General features: G+C 63.2%; 18 protein-coding genes and 1 tRNA gene. 3 read left to right on the top strand and 16 right to left on the bottom strand.

From position 1 onward, the window contains the following. Window positions 1-22: 22 nt before the first annotated feature. From J2X06_RS12080 to J2X06_RS12105, 6 genes are read right to left on the bottom strand one after another with little or no spacing between them, the layout of a single operon-like run. Window positions 23-2644: a rhamnan synthesis F family protein gene (locus J2X06_RS12080; RefSeq protein ID WP_310062750.1), complete on the bottom strand. Its 2622-nt coding sequence runs from the start codon at window positions 2642-2644 to the stop codon at window positions 23-25. A gap of 4 nt (window positions 2645-2648) precedes the next feature. Continuing rightward, window positions 2649-4454: a class I SAM-dependent methyltransferase gene (locus J2X06_RS12085; protein ID WP_310062752.1), complete on the bottom strand. Its 1806-nt coding sequence runs from the start codon at window positions 4452-4454 to the stop codon at window positions 2649-2651. A 27-nt stretch (window positions 4455-4481) separates the two neighbouring features. Beyond that, the gene (locus J2X06_RS12090; protein WP_310062754.1) at window positions 4482-5066 is read right to left on the bottom strand and encodes a CatB-related O-acetyltransferase; all 585 of its coding nucleotides are present in this window, start codon (window positions 5064-5066) and stop codon (window positions 4482-4484) included. Continuing rightward, window positions 5063-6457 (bottom strand): ABC transporter ATP-binding protein, encoded by a 1395-nt coding sequence (locus tag J2X06_RS12095; RefSeq protein WP_310062756.1) that lies wholly within the window; start codon window positions 6455-6457, stop codon window positions 5063-5065. The genes J2X06_RS12090 and J2X06_RS12095 overlap by 4 nt, the downstream gene beginning before the upstream one ends. Further along, entirely contained in the window at window positions 6447-7268 is an 822-nt protein-coding gene (locus J2X06_RS12100) for an ABC transporter permease (protein ID WP_310062758.1), read from the bottom strand. The genes J2X06_RS12095 and J2X06_RS12100 overlap by 11 nt, the downstream gene beginning before the upstream one ends. An 11-nt stretch (window positions 7269-7279) precedes the next feature. After that, window positions 7280-8467: a cystathionine gamma-synthase gene (locus tag J2X06_RS12105; protein ID WP_310062760.1), complete on the bottom strand. Its 1188-nt coding sequence runs from the start codon at window positions 8465-8467 to the stop codon at window positions 7280-7282. Between the two features lie 52 nt (window positions 8468-8519). On the opposite strand from J2X06_RS12105, the gene J2X06_RS12110 reads away from it, so the two are divergent. Then, complete coding sequence (locus J2X06_RS12110) at window positions 8520-9548, top strand: hypothetical protein (protein ID WP_310062762.1); 1029 nt, start codon at window positions 8520-8522, stop codon at window positions 9546-9548. Window positions 9549-9565: 17 nt separating this feature from the next. On the opposite strand, the gene J2X06_RS12115 is transcribed toward J2X06_RS12110, so the two are convergent. The 5 genes from J2X06_RS12115 to J2X06_RS12135 form a co-directional block, all read right to left on the bottom strand. Next, window positions 9566-10510 carry a 2OG-Fe(II) oxygenase family protein gene (locus J2X06_RS12115; RefSeq protein WP_310062764.1) on the bottom strand — a complete coding sequence of 315 codons (945 nt, stop codon included), beginning with the start codon at window positions 10508-10510 and terminating at the stop codon, window positions 9566-9568. Continuing rightward, window positions 10510-11886 carry a pyridoxal-phosphate dependent enzyme gene (locus J2X06_RS12120; RefSeq protein WP_310062766.1) on the bottom strand — a complete coding sequence of 459 codons (1377 nt, stop codon included), beginning with the start codon at window positions 11884-11886 and terminating at the stop codon, window positions 10510-10512. Before J2X06_RS12120 ends, J2X06_RS12115 begins: the two co-directional genes overlap by 1 nt. Before the next feature lie 176 nt (window positions 11887-12062). Continuing rightward, on the bottom strand, window positions 12063-12281 hold the full coding sequence (locus J2X06_RS12125; protein WP_310062768.1) for a YdcH family protein: 219 nt from the start codon (window positions 12279-12281) through the stop codon (window positions 12063-12065). Between the two features lie 338 nt (window positions 12282-12619). Beyond that, window positions 12620-13495, bottom strand: coding sequence for an OmpA family protein (locus J2X06_RS12130; RefSeq protein WP_310062770.1), 876 nt, complete (start codon window positions 13493-13495; stop codon window positions 12620-12622). Next, window positions 13492-13794 carry a DUF4398 domain-containing protein gene (locus J2X06_RS12135; RefSeq protein WP_310062772.1) on the bottom strand — a complete coding sequence of 101 codons (303 nt, stop codon included), beginning with the start codon at window positions 13792-13794 and terminating at the stop codon, window positions 13492-13494. The genes J2X06_RS12130 and J2X06_RS12135 overlap by 4 nt, the downstream gene beginning before the upstream one ends. 172 nt (window positions 13795-13966) lie before the next feature. Here J2X06_RS12135 and J2X06_RS12140 point away from each other — a divergent pair, with 172 nt between their 5' ends. Further along, on the top strand, window positions 13967-15088 hold the full coding sequence (locus tag J2X06_RS12140) for a PilT/PilU family type 4a pilus ATPase (protein ID WP_310062774.1): 1122 nt from the start codon (window positions 13967-13969) through the stop codon (window positions 15086-15088). Between the two features lie 23 nt (window positions 15089-15111). Here the strand turns inward: J2X06_RS12140 and maiA are convergent, their stop codons facing one another. The 5 genes from maiA to rplM form a co-directional block, all read right to left on the bottom strand. Further along, window positions 15112-15774: a maleylacetoacetate isomerase gene (maiA, locus tag J2X06_RS12145; RefSeq protein ID WP_310062776.1), complete on the bottom strand. Its 663-nt coding sequence runs from the start codon at window positions 15772-15774 to the stop codon at window positions 15112-15114. A 62-nt stretch (window positions 15775-15836) separates the two neighbouring features. Beyond that, window positions 15837-16826, bottom strand: a complete 990-nt coding sequence (locus J2X06_RS12150) for a fumarylacetoacetate hydrolase family protein (protein WP_310062778.1) — start codon at window positions 16824-16826, stop codon at window positions 15837-15839. A 296-nt stretch (window positions 16827-17122) separates the two neighbouring features. After that, window positions 17123-17197 (bottom strand) — tRNA-Gln (locus tag J2X06_RS12155). Between the two features lie 27 nt (window positions 17198-17224). Then, entirely contained in the window at window positions 17225-17617 is a 393-nt protein-coding gene (rpsI, locus tag J2X06_RS12160; protein WP_310062781.1) for a 30S ribosomal protein S9, read from the bottom strand. A gap of 9 nt (window positions 17618-17626) precedes the next feature. Then, entirely contained in the window at window positions 17627-18055 is a 429-nt protein-coding gene (gene rplM / locus J2X06_RS12165) for a 50S ribosomal protein L13 (RefSeq protein WP_115859514.1), read from the bottom strand. Between the two features lie 167 nt (window positions 18056-18222). Between rplM and J2X06_RS12170 the strand changes: the two genes are divergently transcribed. Beyond that, window positions 18223-19416, top strand: a complete 1194-nt coding sequence (locus J2X06_RS12170; protein ID WP_310062786.1) for a (Fe-S)-binding protein — start codon at window positions 18223-18225, stop codon at window positions 19414-19416. Window positions 19417-19422: the final 6 nt, after the last annotated feature.

Genomic DNA, 19422 nt, shown 5'->3' on the forward strand with positions numbered 1-19422 from the left:
TTCAGTTAGTCTGCCGCGAGTTTCATCGCGTAATTCCAGCCACATTGGTCAACACATTGCGCGCTCCCCGCTCGGAAACCACGAACGGCAGTAACCGCTCCAGTGCATGCAGCATGGAACCGTCATATGGAAGCGGTTCGGACGGATAGTCCCCCCATTCCAAGCCTAGATCAAAAAGCGGCCGTAGGGCATCCACCCGGGCCCAGAACATGGTACCAATGGGGAACACGAACTGACGTGGCAGCGTATCGGTCAAACCCAGACGGCGCGCAAGGGTCCTCGCGTGCGAGAGATTGCTGCCCCACCCCACCGCGTGCGGGTCATCGGGAAATACCATCCCGATTGTGGCGTCGGCGGCCATCCGCCCCAAGATGATGTCGGCCATGGGAGCCTTGCCGCCAAGCAGATTCTCAAACAAGAACCCGCGCCACTGTTCCGCCATGGATGCATCAGCCACATCCGCGGTTTTCTTCGTATGCAGGTGACCGACGAAGTCGTAGTCGTTCATGATCATCGGCCCGAATCCCGTCAGGAACGGACCGATATCTCGGCCCCGATTAGGCACGATCTCGATCACGTACTTGGCTGCATATCGCTGCAACTCATTAGCGACGTGGTCACGCGCCCCTTCGTTGGGCACACTGATCAACAGATCAGGGCGCACGCGATTGACGCCGAGTCGCTTAAGCATTTCAGTCAACAACTCGGGGTAGTAAACATGCAGGTGCAACGCTACACGGGCGTTGCTGGGAAGCGCCTGCGCTGGTTCCTCTGCAGTGATTACGTCGAGCTGCCACTGGCCCGACGGTCGGCCGGCCCGCAGATAATGCACCAGAGGGTCACTGGTCAATACGTCGGCATGATGCTCGCTGAATACCCCAGGGTGGAAGCCCGGGAAAGGCTTGCGCGGCAGGATGCCAGACGACCATGGACGCAGGTAGTCCCAGCGAATGGCTTCGACGTCAAATTCGCCATCCCTGGCCACGACATAGTCTTCATGCATGAGGGCAGACTTGTGAATCTCGCGGGCATTTTCCTGCTCGCGGGCGACTCGCGCGCGGGCCTCCCCTGCGATTCCATCCAATGCCTGTATGTACGATTCCATGTCAAACGTGTCGCTGGCGATTTCCTGCAGCCGCGTACCGATGTTGCGCCGCAACTCCTCCGAATTGGCGAAGGCGACAACTTTGGCAGCCATGTCCACCGTATCCAGATACTCGGCTACGCAGTGCTCCCGCATGCCGTTATCGGCCAATATCTCGGCAATGCCCGTCGTCTGATCAAAGCACAACACTGGGACGGCATGAGTCATCGCGTCGATGGCGACGTTAGGCAACGGATCCAGGCGCGAAGTCAGCAACAGCAGATCGCACGAAGCGTATACCTCGTCAATCTCGCGCGTGTCGCCCATGAAATCGATATGACCTTCCAGCCCGGAACGACGGATCTGGTCGGCCAGGTAAATCGAATAAGCCATGTCCTGTTCCGGATCATAGCCCTTGCCCACCCAGACAAACCGACACTGACGCGCCGCCTGCGCCTTCATGACCTGCGCGGCACACTCGATGAAATACTCGACACCCTTGCGGATATGGACCGAGCCTATGCCAACGACGAGCAGGAAATCGCCCGACTCGGCCTCGGGCCTCATGAATTTCCGGACGCGTGTGAGCTCGTCAGTGCGCTCAGCGGGGTCCACAGACGAATCCGTGAATACCGAGCAGCGTCCCTGCGGCAGGATGTGGCAGCGCTTCTCAGCGAGCTCGGAATGGTTCGCCAACGCGTCCGCGTGCGTAAGGCGAGTGGAGAACACCACCTCGTCCGCCCAGAAGAAGGCATTCCTGAACGCCGACCGTGGGCGCGTGTAGGTTGCGAACTCGTGGATCAGCGTAACCGTAGGAACGGAACGGCGCGCCAGCGGCTCCAGCGCCATCACCGATTCGATGCTATTGACTATCGCAAAAGCAAACGAGTGGCCTTCAACCAGTTGCGCTATTGCGTCGGCAACGATCGGAGCACTGTGCCGCAGCTTGACAGGCCCGGCCACAACGACAGATTCCTCACGGAATACCGGCTCCAACGGACCTTCGCCAAGCAGCAAGGTCACGACATTGTACTTGTCGCGCAAACCACGCACGACATTCAGGCTCAGGATCGGGGCTCCCGTCAGCGACGCTTCGTGGCTGACGACCAGGACCGTCGGCCTGTCAGGGTTCGGAACGGCGCCGCCCTCTACACGCGCGAGCTTAGGCCTGACCGCAATGCGCCCCTCGGCTCTACCGTGCTCGATGAAGTGCTGGTAGGGATCGACACCCGAATGCAAGACATCTGGGTACTGCTGCAGGTAAAACGCCTCGTCGAACTCAGGCTCATACCACCCCGTGCGCTGCGCCACCTGCATGGCCTTGCCGATGGCGGGACGAACTCCACCTGCATGACGGACAACCGCGATCGCCGTGGTCCACAGCTTGTGAAACTCGTGGAGCGTCCGCTTCCAAGTCGGCTCCGGGCCGGGCAGTCGCCCTTCAGGCTTCCCGAAAAGACGGTAATGCTCCCGTGGATCCATCCCACTGCGGGCAACGTCCGGATAGCGCTCCAGGTACCAACGCGCGTTAAAACGCCTTGGCGAGTTACGGTCAATCATTTACTTAGCCTTTTCCTTGTTCGGCATCGGAATGCCGGCCCGCTTCCTTTTTAGTAAACCCTCGCAGAGCAGCCGTCCAGCGCCAACTCCTCGAACCCAGTATGACCTGTAGCTCTCGGGACAGGTCGGCCGCACGCGTCCGCAGCGTTTCAAGTTCGCGATTCGCTTCGTCCAAGCGGGCGGACGATTCCGTGCTGCTGACAACAGCCTGATTGAGCACGGCAAGCTCGCCCTGAATTGTCGCAAGCTGCAATCCAAGCTCGGACAGTTGCGACTTGGTCGAATTGAGTTGACCTGCCTGGTCGGCCAGCGACTTTGCCTCTCCTTCTCGCGAAGCAAGATGCACTCTCAGTTGCGCAGTCTCGGTACGGCTGGCAAGCAATTCGCGATTGCAATTCTCCAGTTGCTCCTGCGCCGAGTGCAACTCCGAAATTCTCTGCGCCAGCTCATTGGTAACCTGCTCTGTGCGTGCCGACTGCGTCTTGGCGTAGGCGTCCGCCTGACCGAGCTGGTTACTGGCATTTGCGTACATTGCCTGCAACTCTTCAACCTGCCTCTCCAGGAGACGATGAGATCCGTCTCCGGGTGCGCCTTCAGCGCGCGCGGCTAGATGCACCTCTAGCCGCGCAGCATCGGCGCGGCTGGCAAGCAACTCACGATTGCAGTTCTCCAGCCGCTCCTGCGCCGAATGCAACTCCGAGATCCTCTGTGCCAGTTCATTGGCAAGCTGCTCGGTGCGTGCCAACTGCGTCTTGGCGTAGGCATCCGCCTGGCCGAGCTGGTTATTGGCGTTTGCGTACATTGCCTGCAACTCTGCAAGCTGCTTCTCCAAGATGCGACGCGCTCCTTCGCCGCCCCCCTCCGGACGCGCCTCATCGTCCTGGGAAGTCAGTTGCGCCAGATGCTGATGCAGTTCGGCCAACTCCACATTGCGTTGTGCCAGCTCATGTGAAACATGGTCCATCTGCGCCATTTGCATACGGGCGTATGCGTCTGCACGCCCGAGTTGGCTATTGGCTTCGGCAAGCATCGCCTGCGCTGTGGCGAGCTGGTCTTCGAGCGACTGACGAAGCTGTTCATCGACGACTCGCTCGACGACAGCGTCGTCTTCACGGGCGAACTGATCAATTCTCGCTGCCAGACTTTCAAAAAGACGCAGCGCCACCGCCTTATCCGTCGGATCTGAGCGATGTGCCAGTTCCAAGACGCTTTCGGGGATTCGCTCTCCGACGAGCAGGACACCCAAACCGTGGGCATGCTGGAACTCGAAACTCGGGTACTGCTGCGTCAACTCCTCCCAGAGCTTCCAGACACCGAAGTTGCGCTCCTTCACCATGGTGTCATGGAACAGAACTATCCCTTTGTCGGAAAGCTTGGGACGCCATGTGTCGAAATCGTGCCGGACAGCTTCATACGTGTGCAAACCATCGATGTGCAGAAGGTCGACACTTCCATCGGAAAAATAAGCGAGTGCGTCGTCGAACGTCATGCGCAGCAGCTGCGAGAATCCGACGTAGTGCGGGTCATGCATTCCGCGCAACTGATCGTAGATCTCGTTGCCGTAAGTACCGGCGTGCTCGTCACCTTCCCAGGTATCAACCGCGAAACACTTGGTCGCCAGGTCGTTTTCTTTGACTGCTTGGCAGAACCCCAGGAACGACGTCCCGCAATGAGTCCCAAGTTCAACGAACACTTGCGGCTTATGTTCCTCGATGATCCAGCCGGCAAACGGCAAATGGCCCGTCCAGGCACTAGGAGGCAGGTGGCGCGGCCTCATGAACATCGTTTTGTTCAATTGAAACTGGTTCATTTATCAACTCGAATAAGGCTGTTGTACTCAGCGACTGCGATCTTGATCGACCAGACACGCAGCATTTGCTTGGGCGATGAAGGCGTCGATGTCTGATGAACAGAGCAGCGGGGTATGGTCGCGGATCGCTTCTATAGGCCAATCCCACCACCGGATGCGCAACAACTGCTCCACTTGGGGTGGGGAGAACCGCAAGCGCTTGACCTCGGCGGGGTTACCGGCCACGACGGCATAGGCAGGGACCGGTTTCGTGACGACCGCGCCGGCGCCAATGCAGGCACCATCTCCGATTACCACGCCAGAAAGGATCCGGGCGCCGTGACCGATCCATACATCGTTACCTATCACCGTTGGACCCTTAGTGGCCGGGTGCCCGTCCAGTCCGGCAAGGGGATCCCCAAATGCGATTCGCAGCGGATATGTCGTGACCCAGTCGGGCCTGTGTTCGCCGCCGCCGAAGATCAAAACGTCGTCCGCTATCGAGCAGAAAGAGCCTATGCGGACAGACTCTTCCTCCAGCCAGAGCTTGAACGTGGCGTTGCCATAGGTGTAACGACCAATGGACACCCTCGGATCGTCACTCACCAGCGGAGGAATATTGCATTCGCTCATTGCGCACCACCCACCCGCCGCATCGAAACCGCCTCGAACGGGATGCCTACGAGCCCGTACCGCAACGTCGGCGAGGACACCTTGATCAGGACCGCGTCATGCAGCCATTCGTGTTGGGTATGGTTCAACGGATCCCCGTCGGCGATGGATACCGTCATCGAATAGTCGCCGTTCGGAAGTAATGGAAGACTGAAAACGAAGGTGGCCTCCAACTCGTCCCCGGCCATTGCCTCCATTGGCGGCTGGACATAGGTGAACGTATGCTCGCCAAATAAGGATTGACCCAGTCGATCCTTTACGAAAAAACCGATGATTGGGCTTTCCAGTCGCTCATTGGCCTGCGCGCGAATCCTCAGCACGACACGATCGCCACCGGCAAATGAAGTTAGCAACTGGCCATCTTCACCCGACAGCTCAACCGAACGAATACTGGCTTTACCAGTATTCCAGCCTTCAGAGTTGGAGATGTTGTCGAAGAGGTACACCCTTGTTGAGTCATCGACCTTCAGGGGTTGATCCTTCGACACAGTCGGAAGGTCGCGCCCCCCGGCCGAGCGAGACCTGATCGCATCGCCGTAGATCTCTTGCTGGCAGAACTCCAGGTATGCATTGCTCGTATCCTGGGCAGTCCCATGCATGCGGACACGCCCTTTGTCCAACCAAATTGCGGATTGGCAGAAGTTGAGGACTGTGGATGTGTCATGACTTACAAAGAGCAGCGTGCCGCGCTCCCGGAAAGCTCGCAGGAAACGCATGCACTTCTGCACAAAGATCGCATCGCCCACGGCTAACGCCTCATCGATCACGAGGATGTCCGCCTCGACGTGGGCGATGACGGCAAACGCCAGACGGACATACATGCCGCTGGAGTAAGCCTTGACTGGCTGGTCCAGAAAGTCGCCAATGTCGGCGAACGCGACGATGTCGTCGTACTTCGCATCTATCTCTGCTTTGGTGAGCCCGAGGATAGACGCACTCATGTAGACGTTTTCGCGCCCGGTGAACTCGGGATTGAAACCAGCGCCTAACTCCAGCAAAGCCGCAATCCGGCCGTGCACCTCAATTTCGCCCGTGGTCGGCTCAAGTGTTCCACAGATGGTTTGCAGCAAGGTGGACTTACCCGAGCCATTCCGCCCGATGATGCCCACGGTATCGCCCCGCTTCACTTCGAAAGAGACGTCGTTGAGCGCCCAGAACTCGCGAAAGTAGTTATGAGCGTTCGTGCCAACGTGCCGTTTCAGCCGCGGCATCAGCGCTTGCTTGATTCGATCGAAAGGCTGCTCGTAGATCTGGAAGCATTTCGATACGTGGCTCACCCGGATGGCGATGTCACCCTTCGATGCGGCCGGGATTTCTGCCTTGTCGACGGCGATCCACTGTTCAGATGACATCCGCAAAACCTCTTCTCATCTTCTGGAAGATCCAGAATCCAAACCAAGCGACCAGCAAGCTGACGGCGAAGTACGTGGCCAGCCCCTTCCAGTCAGGGGAATTCCCCCAGATCAAGACGGCGCGCGACTGCTCGATGACAAAAGTCAGCGGGTTCAGATAAATCCACTTGCGGAACTCCTCTGGCAGCGCCGTGACCGGGTAGAAGATCGGAGACAGGAATAGAAGGATCGTGGTGAAGATGCCGGTGATCTGCCCTATGTCCCGAACAAACACCCCGGCCGCGGCAAGCATCCATGCTGCGCCCATGGTCGCCAGAACCAAGGGAACAATCACGATCGGGAAGTAGATGGCCTGCCAAGGAACTTCGCCCCTTAACAGCAACTGCGCGGCGAGCAGCACGACGAGGCTGATCAGAGCGTGGAAGCCTGCAGTACCCATTGCGACCCAAGGCAGGGTCTCCAATGGAAAGACGACGCGCTTTACGTAACTGACATTGGCCAGAATCAATCCGGGAGCGCGATTGACGCACTCTGCAAGTATCCCGTGAACCAGGAGACCGACGAATAAAATGATGGCAAAGTCGGTCTTGCTTTCACTGCTCCCGCCCCAGCGCGCATTGAACACGGTCGAAAAGACGAACGTGTACACGGCAAGCATCAGCAAGGGATTGAAAAACGACCACGCCAAGCCCAGCATCGAGCCGCGGTAGCGGCTGATGACTTCGCGCTTTGTGAGCTGGTAAATCAGGCTCCGGTTGACCCACAGACTCCTGATTGCTGCGCCTGGCGACCTTGCAATAGGGGCAAACATGCTAACCATGCCTACTCCCGTCCCGCGAGAGCGCTCGAAATGTCGGCACGCAGGTCACGCTCGTCTTCAACGCCGACACTGAAGCGCACGAGATTGTCACCGACACCGAGCGCGGCCCGTCGATCCGCGGGGATTGACGCGTGAGTCATGATCGCCGGATGGTTGACCAAGCTCTCGACGCCGCCCAGCGATTCGGCAAGCGCGAACAGCTCGGTACGTTCGCACAGGCGCTTGGCCGCTTCTAGGCCACCCTTGACGTAGACGCTTACCATGCCGCCGAAGCCATCCATCTGCCGCTTCGCCAGCTCATGCTGCGGATGCGACTTCAGCCCCGGATAGATCACCTTCTCGATCGCCGGATGGGTCTGCAGCCATTCGGCCAGCGCCTGAGCATTCTCGCAATGCGCCTTCATGCGCAGATGCAGGGTCTTCAGGCCACGCAGCGCCAGGAAGCTGTCGAACGGCCCCTGCACTCCGCCGATGGCGTTCTGCAGGAAGCCCATCTTTTCGGCGAGCTCGGCGTCGTCGCCGACCACGGCCATGCCGCCGACGATGTCGGAGTGGCCGTTGAGGTACTTGGTTGCCGAGTGCATGACGATGTGCGCGCCCAGCTCAAGCGGACGCTGCAGGATCGGCGAGCTGAAGGTGTTGTCGACCACCACGATCAGTCCGCGCTTGCGCGCGATCGCGGCGATCTGGGCGATGTCGACCAGTTTGAGCAGAGGGTTGGTCGGAGTCTCGATCCAGACCATCTTCGTCTCGGGCCGGATCGCGGCCTCGAAGGCCGCGGCGTCGCTCAGGTCGACCCAGCTGAAATCCAGACCGGCAGAGCGGCGGCGCACGCGCTCGAACAGGCGGTAGGTGCCGCCGTAGACATCGTCCATCGCGATGACATGGCTGCCGGAGTCCAGCAGCTCGAGGATGGTCGAGGTTGCCGCCAGGCCTGAAGCGAAGGCGAAGCCGCGCGACCCGCCTTCCAGCCCGGCGACGCAGCGCTCGTAGGCGAAACGGGTCGGGTTATGGCTGCGCGAATACTCGAACCCCTGATGCACGCCCGGACTGGACTGTGCGTAGGTCGAGGTCGCGTAGATTGGCGTCATCACCGCCCCGGTGGTCGGGTCCGGCGATTGCCCGGCGTGGATGGCGAGGGTGCCCAGGCCCGGCTTCCGCGCCCCTTTGTCGGCGTGTCGTTCAGTCATTGCGTTCGTCCAATTCCGCTAGCATGGGCAGCCGCCGATTCTAGCATCGCCCATGACCACTCCCCGGCGCCTTCCCGGTGACTTCAGTCGCAGTGCAGCCTATCCGCTATTCGCGTTCGATCCGGCTCAGGACCGCGCCTGGGTGCTGCATTTTCGGCCCGAGGATTACCGCCGCGCCAGCTTCCTCGACCAACGCGCGCTGCATCACCGCGATATCCCGGGATGGGTGGTCTCCCGGGCCGAGCTGGCCGCCGGGCTCGACTTGCCGCCCGCACCGGATCGCCTCCACTGGCTGTTCCATATCGGCCACTGCGGTTCGACCCTGGCCAGCCGTCTTATGGACCTGCTGCCGGGCGTGCTGGGGGTACGCGAGCCGCTGCCTTTGCTGACTTTGGCGGGTTCGCGCGGCGACATCGCGACACAGTCCTGGCGAGACATCGTCCTGCACCTGCTGACGCGCGGTTTCGACGACACCCGTGCCGTGATCGTCAAACCCACCAGCCTGGTCACCACCTTGGCGGGCGAGTTGCTGCACGGGTCGGGCAAGGGCTGCCTGCTGTGGGTTGATCTGCAGACCTGGCTGGCCACGATGCTGCGCGAGAAGGACCTGACCGACGCGGTGTTCGACAACGAGGACTGGCGTCTGGCGGGTTCCGGGCTGGATCGGGACCCGCTCTCCGATGGGCCTCGATTGAGCCGCGTCTGGCTGGCGGAGCAGATGCGCTGGCAACAGCTGATGACCGATCCCGCCCTGGCACCACGCCTGATGGACCTGGACTTCGCGAGCCTGCTCGCCGACCCGGCCGCCGTCAGTGCCAGGTTGGCAGCTCATTACGGACTGGAGGTCCCGGCCGACTGGGCCCGGCGCATCGAAGACTCGGGACTGCTCACCCGCTACGCCAAGGACGATGCGCAACAGTTCGATGCGCAGACCCGCGAGCGCGAGCTGGCGGCCGCCGCCGACCGTCACGCGAGCGCCATCGCCGAGGGGCTGCGCTGGGCCGAGGCCGCCATCGATCGCTTGGATCTGCCGGTATTGGCGGGAAGACTTCGTCGCGGTTCCCGCCCCACGTCGGATTGAGCCGACGGTTCAGTCTTCTATGCGAGGAACGTCGTCATCGCATAGCGGGTGCCGCGCTCGACCGGCAATACTTCGTGCAGGATCGAGCACGAGAACACCAGTGCGGCCCCCGTGGGCGGAGAAAACCGGTGCGGGCCGAATTCCGGATAACGGAACTCTCCGCCGACGTATTCGCCCTGGTTGAGGTTGACCGAGAGCGCGAAGCGCCGGTGGGCGACGTCCGGGGTCTCGTTGTCGCGATGTGGGCGGAAGTAACCGGCGCTTTCCGGATAGGCGAGCAGCTTGAGTGGATCGCGCCGGCTCACGTCGAAATTGAACACCCGCGAGATCTCGGGCAGCGCGCGCCTCATCAGGCGCTCATGCATGCGCGCTTCGATCGCGGGATCGCGGGGAAAGGTCTCGCGCCGCTGCTTGATCGACGGGTCGACCTGCAACTTCTGCTCTCCACCTTCCAGCACAAGCACCGCCGACACGTCACCACCGGCACAGTCCACTTCGAAGTGGCGGATCAGGGCCGCGCACAGGTCGGGCTCGAACACATCCGGAATCTGCAGCACGGGCGCCACCTGCAGGGTCTGCATGGCGTCCATGGCAGCGACGGCGACCGGTTGCAGCAGTGCTCCAGACAACGGCAGCGCATGACGCTCCTGCAGTCGCAGGTTCGCATCCGCTCGCCACAGCACGCCAGAGCCTAGCGCGGCGCACCAGCGCGGGTCGGCAGCGAAGGACTGCCAAGGCGAAGGCGCTCCGGACGGCGCCGAAGCACCGACGCAAAGGGCCGTCACGCCAGGCGGCGGTTCGGGCAGGCCCGTGGCGGCAACCTCAGTCGATGGCGTGGCCAGCCACAGCGGCGCACCGGCGAACTCGGCATGCAGGGTCATGCTCTCGCCGCTGCCTGCGCGCAGCCGGACATTGGGCAGGCGATCGCCCGGCAACCAATGTTCGGCCACGGAGGCGTTCATCACTGCACGCGCCGACGCAGGTAATTCAGCAGGTCGATGCGGGTGATCAGGCCGATGAAGCGCTCCCCTTCGACGACGATGGCGACGTGTCCTCGATCGAACACCGGCAACAGCGACTCGATCGGCGAGCTCACGTCGATCTTGTCGAGCTTGCTGACCATCGCGGTGGACACCGGATCGCGGAAGCGGGCTTCGTCGCCATACACGTGCAGCAGCACGTCGCTCTCGTCGACGATGCCGACGATGGCGTCGCCATCCATCACCGGCAGCTGCGACACGTCGTACAGCTTCATGCGCTGGTAGGCGGTGACCAGCAGGTCGTTCGGGGCCACCACGATCGTGTCGCGCTGCGAGTAGGGGCGCAGGATCAGGTCGCGCAGGTCGCCGGTCGACTTGCGCTCCAGGAAGCCGTTGTCCAGCATCCAGTAGTCGTTGTACATCTTCGAGATGTACTTGTTGCCGGTGTCGGGAACCAGCGTCAGCACCTTCTTCGGCGTGGTCTGCTCTCGACAATATTTCAGCGCCGCGGCCAGCAGCGTGCCGGTCGAGGAACCGCCGAGGATGCCTTCCTTCTCCAGGAGCTCGCGCGCGGTAAGGAAACTTTCCTTGTCGCTGATCGCATAGGCCTTTTTGACGCGGGTGAAGTCGGAGATCGGCGGGAGGAAATCCTCGCCGATGCCCTCGACCATCCAGCTCGCCGACTTATCCGACAGCGTGCCGCGATTGATGTATTCCTCGAGGATCGAGCCGACGGGATCGGCCAGGACCAGCTCGGTGTGCGGGGACTTCGATGCAAAGCAGCGCGACAAGCCGGTCATGGTGCCGGAGCTGCCACAGCCGAAAACGATCGCATCGATCCCGCCCGCTTCGGCCATCTGCTGCAGAATTTCCGGACCGGTGCCGAACTCGTGTGCGGCCGGGTTGTCGGGGTTGCCGAACTGATTGATGAAGTAAGCACCCGGGGTTTCGCGGGCGATGCGGTCGGCCATGTCCTGGTAGTAGTCGGGATGGCCCTTGGCCACGTCCGAACGCGTCAGCACCACCTGCGCGCCCATCGCCTTGAGGTTGAAGATCTTCTCGCGGCTCATCTTGTCGGGCACGACCAGCAGCAGCTTGTAGCCTTTTTGCTGTGCAACCAGCGCCAGGCCAATGCCGGTGTTGCCGGCGGTGCCTTCGACCAGGGTGTCGCCCGGCTTGATTTTGCCCGCCTTCTCGGCGGCCTCGATCATCGACAGACCGATGCGGTCCTTGATCGAGCCACCCGGGTTCTGCGATTCAAGCTTGAGGTAGAGCTCGCAGACGCCAGTATCCAGGCGCTGTGCCTTGATGATCGGCGTGGCGCCGATCAGTTCGAGTACGGAATTGTGGATGGCCATGCGGTTGCGCGGGTTCCGGAAGCCGCGGTTCCGCGGCGGGACCCGGCCATTCTAGCCGGACGGGCCATTCCGTCTGCCGCCGTTGCGGCGGCGGCCATCGTCGCGCGGGGGTTCCCAGGCAACGCGGGCAGCGGCAGCCGACGAGGAGGCTGCCGCTGCCCGCGGCGGGAAAATGGTCAATGCGGTGTTGCGTCGTACAGCCGGACCAGGCGGTCCTTGGCAGCCAGCTTCTCGCGCTTCATCTGTCCCAGAGTGATGTCGTCGATCGGCAATACGCCGAGTTCGGCATCCATCACCTTCTTGTCGAGATCCTTGTGGCGCTGGTAGAGCTGCTTGAATTCCGGATTGGACTTGATCAGCGCGTCGATCTCTGGCTGCGGTCGTTCTTCGAACATGAAAGCCTCCTTCAGGACAAATGCAAACGCCCCGGCCAAGGCCGAGGCGTTGCGGGGAAAGTCGTCAGGGGCGCCAAGGTCAGCAGGCCTGGATTACGCAGGCCCGCGGCGATCCAGCGATCGGCGTCGGGCTCCTGCGAAATCTGAATCTGCGTCATCGACCTGGCTCATCGCCAAGCGGAAATCAGGCCGCTTGGGTATTCGACCCTACTCCTCCCCGTGGGGGCCGGCAAGGCCGTCGAAAGGCGCGGCGACGAGCGGCGTTAGCACATCGCTATGGCGCGAGGCGGCTCTTCGGCGTTGCGACTGGCTTTGATGCAACATTTTGAATTTATTCGTTATTTTGAGCCGACAACGGCTTCGACGCGATCACCCTTCCCGCTGCGTCCTGAAACCTGAATTCGGGAACTCGCCACGCCACCGGCGACGAGCGCATCGCGCACGGCTTCGGCGCGACGCTGTGCGAGCTTGGCATCGGCCGCCTGCGCCTCGACCTTCACCGAACCGGCCTGAGTGGCCTGCACATAGGCGGCCAGCGTGGCGACCGTGCTGCCGGCGCTATCGCTCAGGGCGGTCTTGCCGGAGGCGAATGAATTCTTTGCCAGCGTGAACACCTCGCCACGTCCATCGCGCTTGGACGGCGGCAACTTCCCGCCGGTCATCAGCTCGGCTTCCTGGCGCGCCAGGGCGGCCTCACGCTCGCGGGCGGCGTTCAAACGCGCGGTCTGTGCACCGGCCACTCCCTTCAGCGCGGTTTCGACATCGGCCATCGCCACGGCATCGGCTTCCGATTGCAGGCGCAGGCGTTCGGCTTCTTCGGCCTGCATCTGGGCCTGCAAGCGCAGGCGCTCGCTTTCGGCACGGGCCACCTCGGCGTCGCGGCGGCTGGCTTCGATCAGCAGTTCGCTGCGTTCGCGGTCGAGACGGTCGACCTCGCGCTGGGCAGACTGGCTGCGGGCGCTGATCTCGGCGATCTGCACGCGGCGCTCGGCCAGGTAGAGGGCGGGAGCGCGTTCGCGCCTGCCGGCCTGCGCCAGCGCATCGATGGCCTGCCGCGCCTGCAGGCGTTCGTACGAAGCGAACGTGTTGAGCTGCGGGTCGGCCTCCACCGCGGACAGCCGTTGGCTGAGGCGGGCTACATCGACGTCGTCGGCCGCCTGCGCCGCGAAGGCGGCGACCAACAGCAGCGCCGGCAGGATCTTGCGGAAGCTCATCGATCGTCTCCGGTCTGCAGGCGCTGACGCAGCTCGGCGACTTCGCTGCGGCGGTGGTTGAGTTCGGCGGTGACCAGGGCATCGCGGCTCTTGGCGTAGGCCAGGTCGGCATCGGCGGCAGCGGCCAGGGCCAGGCGGCGCGCATCGTCCTCGCGACCGTCCGCCATGGCGGCCTGCGCCTGTCCAAGCTCACTGCGGGCGGCGCCGATCTCCGGGGCAGCATACTGGTCCGCATCGGCGCCGTCGGCGCGCGTGACCGCCTGTTGCGCAGTCGCGAGCTCCCCGGTGGGGGGTGGCATCGATGCGCATCCGGCCGAGGCCAAAGCGAGAACCAGGGCCAGCAGCAGCAATCGGATTTGTGCGAAGCTTGTACGCATAGGGGTGCCGTGACGTTTGGGGTAGCGCGCGGCCATTGTCGGAAGCCTGCGGCGCGCTTGCAACGGTACGCCGCCGTAATTGAGGGTCGGATACATGGACATCGGCTATTTCCTGAAGCTGATGACGGACAAGAACGCTTCGGACATGTTCCTGACTACCGGCGCGCCCGTCTATATCAAGGTCGAGGGCAAACTGCACCCGTTGGGCAACACCGGCCTGCCGCCGGGCATGGTCAAGAAGATTGCCTACTCCCTGATGGACGAGGGCCAGGTGCCGATCTTCGAGCGCGAGCTGGAGTTGAACATGGCGCTGGCCCTGCAGGAGGCCGGACGCTTCCGCATCAACGTGTTCAAGCAGCGTGGCGAAGTCGGCATGGTCATCCGCGCGATCCGCAGCGCGATCCCCTCGATCGAGGAGCTGCAGCTGCCGCAGGTGCTGAAGGACATCATCATGGCCCCGCGCGGCCTGGTGCTGATCGTCGGCTCGACCGGTTCGGGCAAGTCGACCACGCTGGCCTCGATGATCGACCACCGCAACAGCAATACATCGGGCCATATCCTCACGATCGAGGACCCGATCGAATACCTGCACAAGCACAAGAAATCGATCGTCAACCAGCGCGAGGTCGGGCTGGACACCCACGCCTTCCACAACGCGCTGAAGAATGCGATGCGTGAGGCGCCGGACGTCATCCTGATCGGCGAAATCCTGGACGCGACCACGATGGAGGCGGCGATCGCCTTCGCCGAAACCGGTCACCTGTGCCTGGCGACGCTGCACTCCAACAACGCCGACCAGACGCTGGAACGCATCCTCAACTTCTTCAACGAGTCGGCGCACAAGAACGTACTGATGAACCTCGCGCTGAACCTGCGCGCGGTGATCTCGCAGCGACTGGTCGTGGGTGTCGATGGTCGCCGCCTGCCCGCGACCGAGGTGCTGATCAACACGCCGATGATCCGCGACCTCATGCGCCGCGGCCAGGTCCACGAGATCAAGCAGGCGATGGAAGAATCGCTGGAAGACGGCATGGAGAGCTTCGACCAGTGCCTGTTCCGCCTGCACAAGACCGGCAAGATCGAGATGGAGGAGGCACTGCGCGCCGCCGACTCGCGCGACGGCCTGGCCCTGAAGTTCCGCCTCTCGGAAGGCAGCAGCGGCGAACACGACCCTTACGCCGACGTGTTCACCGAGGACGACGCGCACGCGCATTGAGCCGTGCGCCTGGCGCTGCCGGTCTATTCCGGCGGCGCGTCCGGCTGCCGCTCCGGGCCTGCGGCCCCGAAGGCTGGTAGCGCCTGGCAGGCTTCATCGATGCGAAGCAGCGTGGGATACGCCGCCATGTCGACATGGAATCGGCGGGCGTTGTAGATCTGCGGCACCAGGCAGCAGTCGGCCATGCCCGGCGTATCGCCGAAGCAGTAACGGCCGGTCGTCGGATCGTCGACCAGCATCGCTTCGAGCGCCGCGAACCCTTCTTCGATCCAGTGACGCACCCAGCCGTCGCGGCCGGGCTGCGGCACGCCCCAACTGCGCTCGAAGTACTGCAGCACGCGCAGGTTGTTGAGCGGATGGATGTCGCAGGCGATCGCCAGCGCGATCGAGCGCACGCGCTGGCGGTCTTGCGCCGCTTGCGGCAACAGCGAATGGCCTGGGAAGGCCTCGTCGAGGTATTCCAGGGCCGCCAGCGACTGTCGGATCAGCAGATCGCCGTGCTTCAGCACCGGGACAAGACCTTGCGGATTGGCCCGGCGGAACGACTCGCCGTGCTGCTCGCCACCACCCCGGAGCAGGTGCACCGGCAACGTCTCGTAGGCCAGGCCTTTCAGGTTGAGGCCGATGCGCACGCGATACGCCGCGCTCGAGCGCCAGTACGAATACAGCTGCAGTTGCCCGCCCATGCTCCGCGCTCCCGATCCGTGTGACCCGGGCCCGCCTCTCGCGGGCCTTGGTGCTTGTCAGCTCAGTTTGCCGTATGCCGCTCGATGCGCTGCTCGATGGCGCCGAAGATGCTGCGACCCTCCTGGTCGAGCATCTCGATACGCACCGTGTCGCCGTACTTCATGAACGGTGTCAGCGGCTTGCCGTGCTCGAGCGTCTCGACCGTGCGCTTCTCGGCGAAGCACGACGCGCCAAGTGAAGTGTCCTCGTTGGCCACGGTGCCCGAACCGACGATCGTGCCCGCCGACAGCGGACGCGTCTTGGCCGCGTGCGCGACGAGCTGGGCGAAGTTGAACTGCATGTCCACGCCCGCTTCGGGCGCGCCGAACCATTCGCCGTTGATGTGGGTGAGCAGCGGCCGGTGCACCTTGCTGTCGTTCCAGACGTCTCCGAGTTCGTCCGGTGTGACGAACACCGGGCTCAGCGCCGAGCGCGGCTTGGACTGCAGGAAGCCGAAGCCCTTGGCCAGCTCGCCCGGAATCAGGTTGCGCAGTGACACGTCGTTGACCAGGCCCACCAGTTGAATGTGCGAGGCGGCCTGTTCCGGCGTGGCCGCCATCGGCACGTCGTCGGTCACGATCACGACTTCGGCTTCCAGGTCGATGCCGTAGTCCTCGCTCGGCACGCGAACGGGGTCGCGCGGCCCGTAGAAGCCGGCACTGACTGCCTGGTACATCAGCGGATCGACGTAGAAGCTTTCCGGCACGTCGGCGCCGCGCGCGCGGCGCACGCGCTCGACGTGCGGCAGATAGGCCGAGCCATCGACGAATTCATAGGCGCGCGGCAGCGGCGCGGCGAGGGCGTTCATGTCCAGATCGAAAGCGCCATCGGCGGTGCCGGCGTTGAGCGCATCGGACAGTGCGTTCAGGCGTGGCGCCGTATTGGACCAGTCTTCGAGCGCACGCTGCAGCGTGTCGGCGATGCCGGTGGCGCGCACGGCGCGGGTCAGGTCGCGCGAGACGACGATCAGCGTGCCGTCGCGGCCGCCTTCCTTCAACGATCCAAGCTTCATCGGTGGTCCGTGGCTCTTGCCCGAGTGAGATGGTTGCAATTGTAACTGCTTGCCGGCCTGCGTTTCTTTGCTTCGCTTGACGCAGGTCGACCGCGCACGATATCGCGCTCGGCGTGGTGGCGGGATGGTGAGCGAACGCACAGCCGCGACATCCATACGCGGACACGTAGCGAGCGGCCTGCGTCGAGACAAAACGTGCACTTCCCAGCCGCGGCGCGTCATCACCTAGACCGGCTTTGGCGCAGTGGCGGGCCGACAACAAAAAACCCGCCTTGCGGCGGGTTTCTTGTTTTGTCTGGCAGCCCCGGATGGATTCGAACCACCGAATGCCTGAGTCAGAGTCAGGTGCCTTACCGCTTGGCGACGGGGCTATGGAACAAATTGTAACCCGAAAATTATTAGCGCTTCGAGAACTGCGTAGCGCGGCGGGCCTTGTGCAGACCGACCTTCTTACGCTCGACTTCACGCGCGTCGCGGGTCATGAAGCCGGCCTTGCGCAGCTCGGACTTCAGCGACTCGTCGTACTCGACCAGCGCACGGGCGATGCCCAGGCGGATCGCACCGGCCTGGCCGGTGATGCCGCCGCCGGCGACCGTGACGTTGACGTCGAACTTGTCGCTCGACTGGGTCAGCTCCAGCGGCTGGCGCACGATCATGCGGGCCGTTTCGCGACCGAAGAAGTCTTCGATCGAACGCTGGTTGATGGTGATCTTGCCCTCGCCCTTGCGCAGGAACACGCGGGCGGTGGAGGACTTGCGGCGGCCGGTGCCGTAATTCTGCTGGATAGCCATGTTCGTACCTTAGATGTCCAGCGGCTGCGGCTGCTGGGCGGTGTGCGGATGCTCGGAGCCCTTGTAGACCTTGAGCTTGCGATACATGGCACGGCCGAGCGGATTCTTCGGCAGCATGCCCTTCACGCCGATTTCGATGACGCGCTCCGGATGGCGCTCGAGCGCCTGACCGAGGGTCTCGCTCTTCAGGTTGCCGACGTAACCGGTGAACCGGTGGTACATCTTGTCCTGGAGCTTGTTGCCCGTAACCGCGATCTTCTCGGCGTTGATCACCACGAGGTAATCGCCGGTATCGACATGGGGGGTATAGACAGGCTTGTGCTTGCCGCGCAGACGACGCGCGAGTTCGGAGCACAAGCGGCCGAGCGTTTTGCCCGACGCATCGACGACGTACCAGTCGCGCTGGACGGTCTCGTTCTTGGCGGTGAAAGTCTTCATGACAACTCTTTATAGGGGTGCGTGGTCGGGCTGATTCCGTATCCATCCCGACAGGGACGTCCGACGGAAATTCGCCTCGCGTTGTGAAGGTGGAACGAAAGAGGCGGAATGATAGCGGCCCCCGGGGGACACCGCAAGTCAGGGCAGGCCGATGCTAGGATCCCGCCATGCCCGCAGCCCCCCTGCCCTCCGCCGACCCGCTGGTGGTGCTGGCCGACCGCTGCGTCCAGTGCGGGTTGTGCCTGCCCGCCTGCCCCACCTACGGCCTGGACCGGCTGGAAGCTGAATCCCCGCGTGGACGGATCGCGCTCGCCCGGGCCTGGGCCCTGGATACCATCGAGGCCACCCGGCCCGGCGATGCCCATCTGGACCACTGCCTGGGCTGCCGCAGTTGCGAGGCGGTCTGCCCGGCCGGCGTCGAGTATGGGGCCCTGCTGGTCGCCGCCCGCGAGCAGCAGCGCGCGCGGCGGACGCCGGAATGGCGTACGCGGGCCATCGAGCATCTCGTCGCTCGCCCTCGGCTGCTCTCCCTCGTTCTGCACTTCTATGGTCTGGCCTACCGGTGGCTTCCTGCATCGTGGCGGCCACTGCCGCCCGCGCCCCACCGGCCGTCAACGTCCCGCCCCGCGTCGCTACCTGGCGACAGCCAGGTCGCGATTTTCGTCGGTTGTGTCGCCGACACTTACGAGGCCAGCCTGCGCACGGCGCTCGCCCGCTGCCTGTCGGAACTCCATATCTCCGTCTCCGAGCCTCCAGGCCAGACCTGCTGTGGCACCTTGCACGCCCATGGCGGTAACGCCCGGCAGGCGGAGCAGCTCGCCGCGCGCAATCGGGGCGCCTTCACCGGTGCCGACACCGTGCTCACCCTGGCCAGTGGCTGCCATGACGCGGTCGCGCAGGCCTTGGACGGGACCAGAACGCGCACCATCGACGCGATCGACTACCTCGCCGAACGCGCGCCGTCACTGCACCTGCGCCGCTGCGAGGAGCGGATCGCCCTGCACCTTCCCTGCACCCAGCGCAACGTGGTCCGTTCGACGCCGGCATTGCGCCGCCTGCTGGCGCAGGTGCCCGGCCTTACTGTGATCGAACTCGACGCGGGTTACGGTTGCTGCGGCGCCGCCGGGATGCAGATGCTCGACGATCCGGAGCGCGCGAACCGTTTTCGCGAGCCATTGCTGCAGCAATTGATCCAGAGCAAGGCGACGCGCCTGCTCAGTGCCAATATCGGCTGCCGACTCCACTTCGCCCAAGCGTCCGCCGTGCCGGTGCAGCACCCGATCGAATTCCTGGCCGAACTGCTGCAACCGACAGTTCCGGATCCGGAACCTTCACCGTCCACTCCTCATCGCCCCGCTTAAACTGCC

The organism is Lysobacter niastensis, from assembly GCF_031457115.1.
In the GTDB taxonomy this organism is placed as follows: Bacteria; Pseudomonadota; Gammaproteobacteria; order Xanthomonadales; family Xanthomonadaceae; genus Lysobacter_J; species Lysobacter_J niastensis_A.

Bases quoted from the DNA above. Each gene is read 5' to 3' on its own strand.
- J2X06_RS12150 (WP_310062778.1), bottom strand. From the start codon at position 16,826: ATGAAGCTTGGATCGTTGAAGGAAGGCGGCCGCGACGGCACGCTGATC.
- J2X06_RS12140 (WP_310062774.1), top strand. From the start codon at position 13,967: ATGGACATCGGCTATTTCCTGAAGCTGATGACGGACAAGAACGCTTCG.
- J2X06_RS12090 (WP_310062754.1), bottom strand. From the start codon at position 5,066: ATGAGCGAATGCAATATTCCTCCGCTGGTGAGTGACGATCCGAGGGTG.
- J2X06_RS12110 (WP_310062762.1), top strand. From the start codon at position 8,520: ATGACCACTCCCCGGCGCCTTCCCGGTGACTTCAGTCGCAGTGCAGCC.
- J2X06_RS12080 (WP_310062750.1), bottom strand. From the start codon at position 2,644: ATGATTGACCGTAACTCGCCAAGGCGTTTTAACGCGCGTTGGTACCTG.
- J2X06_RS12115 (WP_310062764.1), bottom strand. From the start codon at position 10,510: ATGAACGCCTCCGTGGCCGAACATTGGTTGCCGGGCGATCGCCTGCCC.
- J2X06_RS12105 (WP_310062760.1), bottom strand. From the start codon at position 8,467: ATGACTGAACGACACGCCGACAAAGGGGCGCGGAAGCCGGGCCTGGGC.
- J2X06_RS12120 (WP_310062766.1), bottom strand. From the start codon at position 11,886: ATGGCCATCCACAATTCCGTACTCGAACTGATCGGCGCCACGCCGATC.
- J2X06_RS12085 (WP_310062752.1), bottom strand. From the start codon at position 4,454: ATGAACCAGTTTCAATTGAACAAAACGATGTTCATGAGGCCGCGCCAC.
- rpsI (WP_310062781.1), bottom strand. From the start codon at position 17,617: ATGGCTATCCAGCAGAATTACGGCACCGGCCGCCGCAAGTCCTCCACC.
- J2X06_RS12130 (WP_310062770.1), bottom strand. From the start codon at position 13,495: ATGAGCTTCCGCAAGATCCTGCCGGCGCTGCTGTTGGTCGCCGCCTTC.
- J2X06_RS12135 (WP_310062772.1), bottom strand. From the start codon at position 13,794: ATGCCACCCCCCACCGGGGAGCTCGCGACTGCGCAACAGGCGGTCACG.
- J2X06_RS12095 (WP_310062756.1), bottom strand. From the start codon at position 6,457: ATGTCATCTGAACAGTGGATCGCCGTCGACAAGGCAGAAATCCCGGCC.
- J2X06_RS12100 (WP_310062758.1), bottom strand. From the start codon at position 7,268: ATGTTTGCCCCTATTGCAAGGTCGCCAGGCGCAGCAATCAGGAGTCTG.
- maiA (WP_310062776.1), bottom strand. From the start codon at position 15,774: ATGGGCGGGCAACTGCAGCTGTATTCGTACTGGCGCTCGAGCGCGGCG.
- J2X06_RS12170 (WP_310062786.1), top strand. From the start codon at position 18,223: ATGCCCGCAGCCCCCCTGCCCTCCGCCGACCCGCTGGTGGTGCTGGCC.
- J2X06_RS12125 (WP_310062768.1), bottom strand. From the start codon at position 12,281: ATGTTCGAAGAACGACCGCAGCCAGAGATCGACGCGCTGATCAAGTCC.
- rplM (WP_115859514.1), bottom strand. From the start codon at position 18,055: ATGAAGACTTTCACCGCCAAGAACGAGACCGTCCAGCGCGACTGGTAC.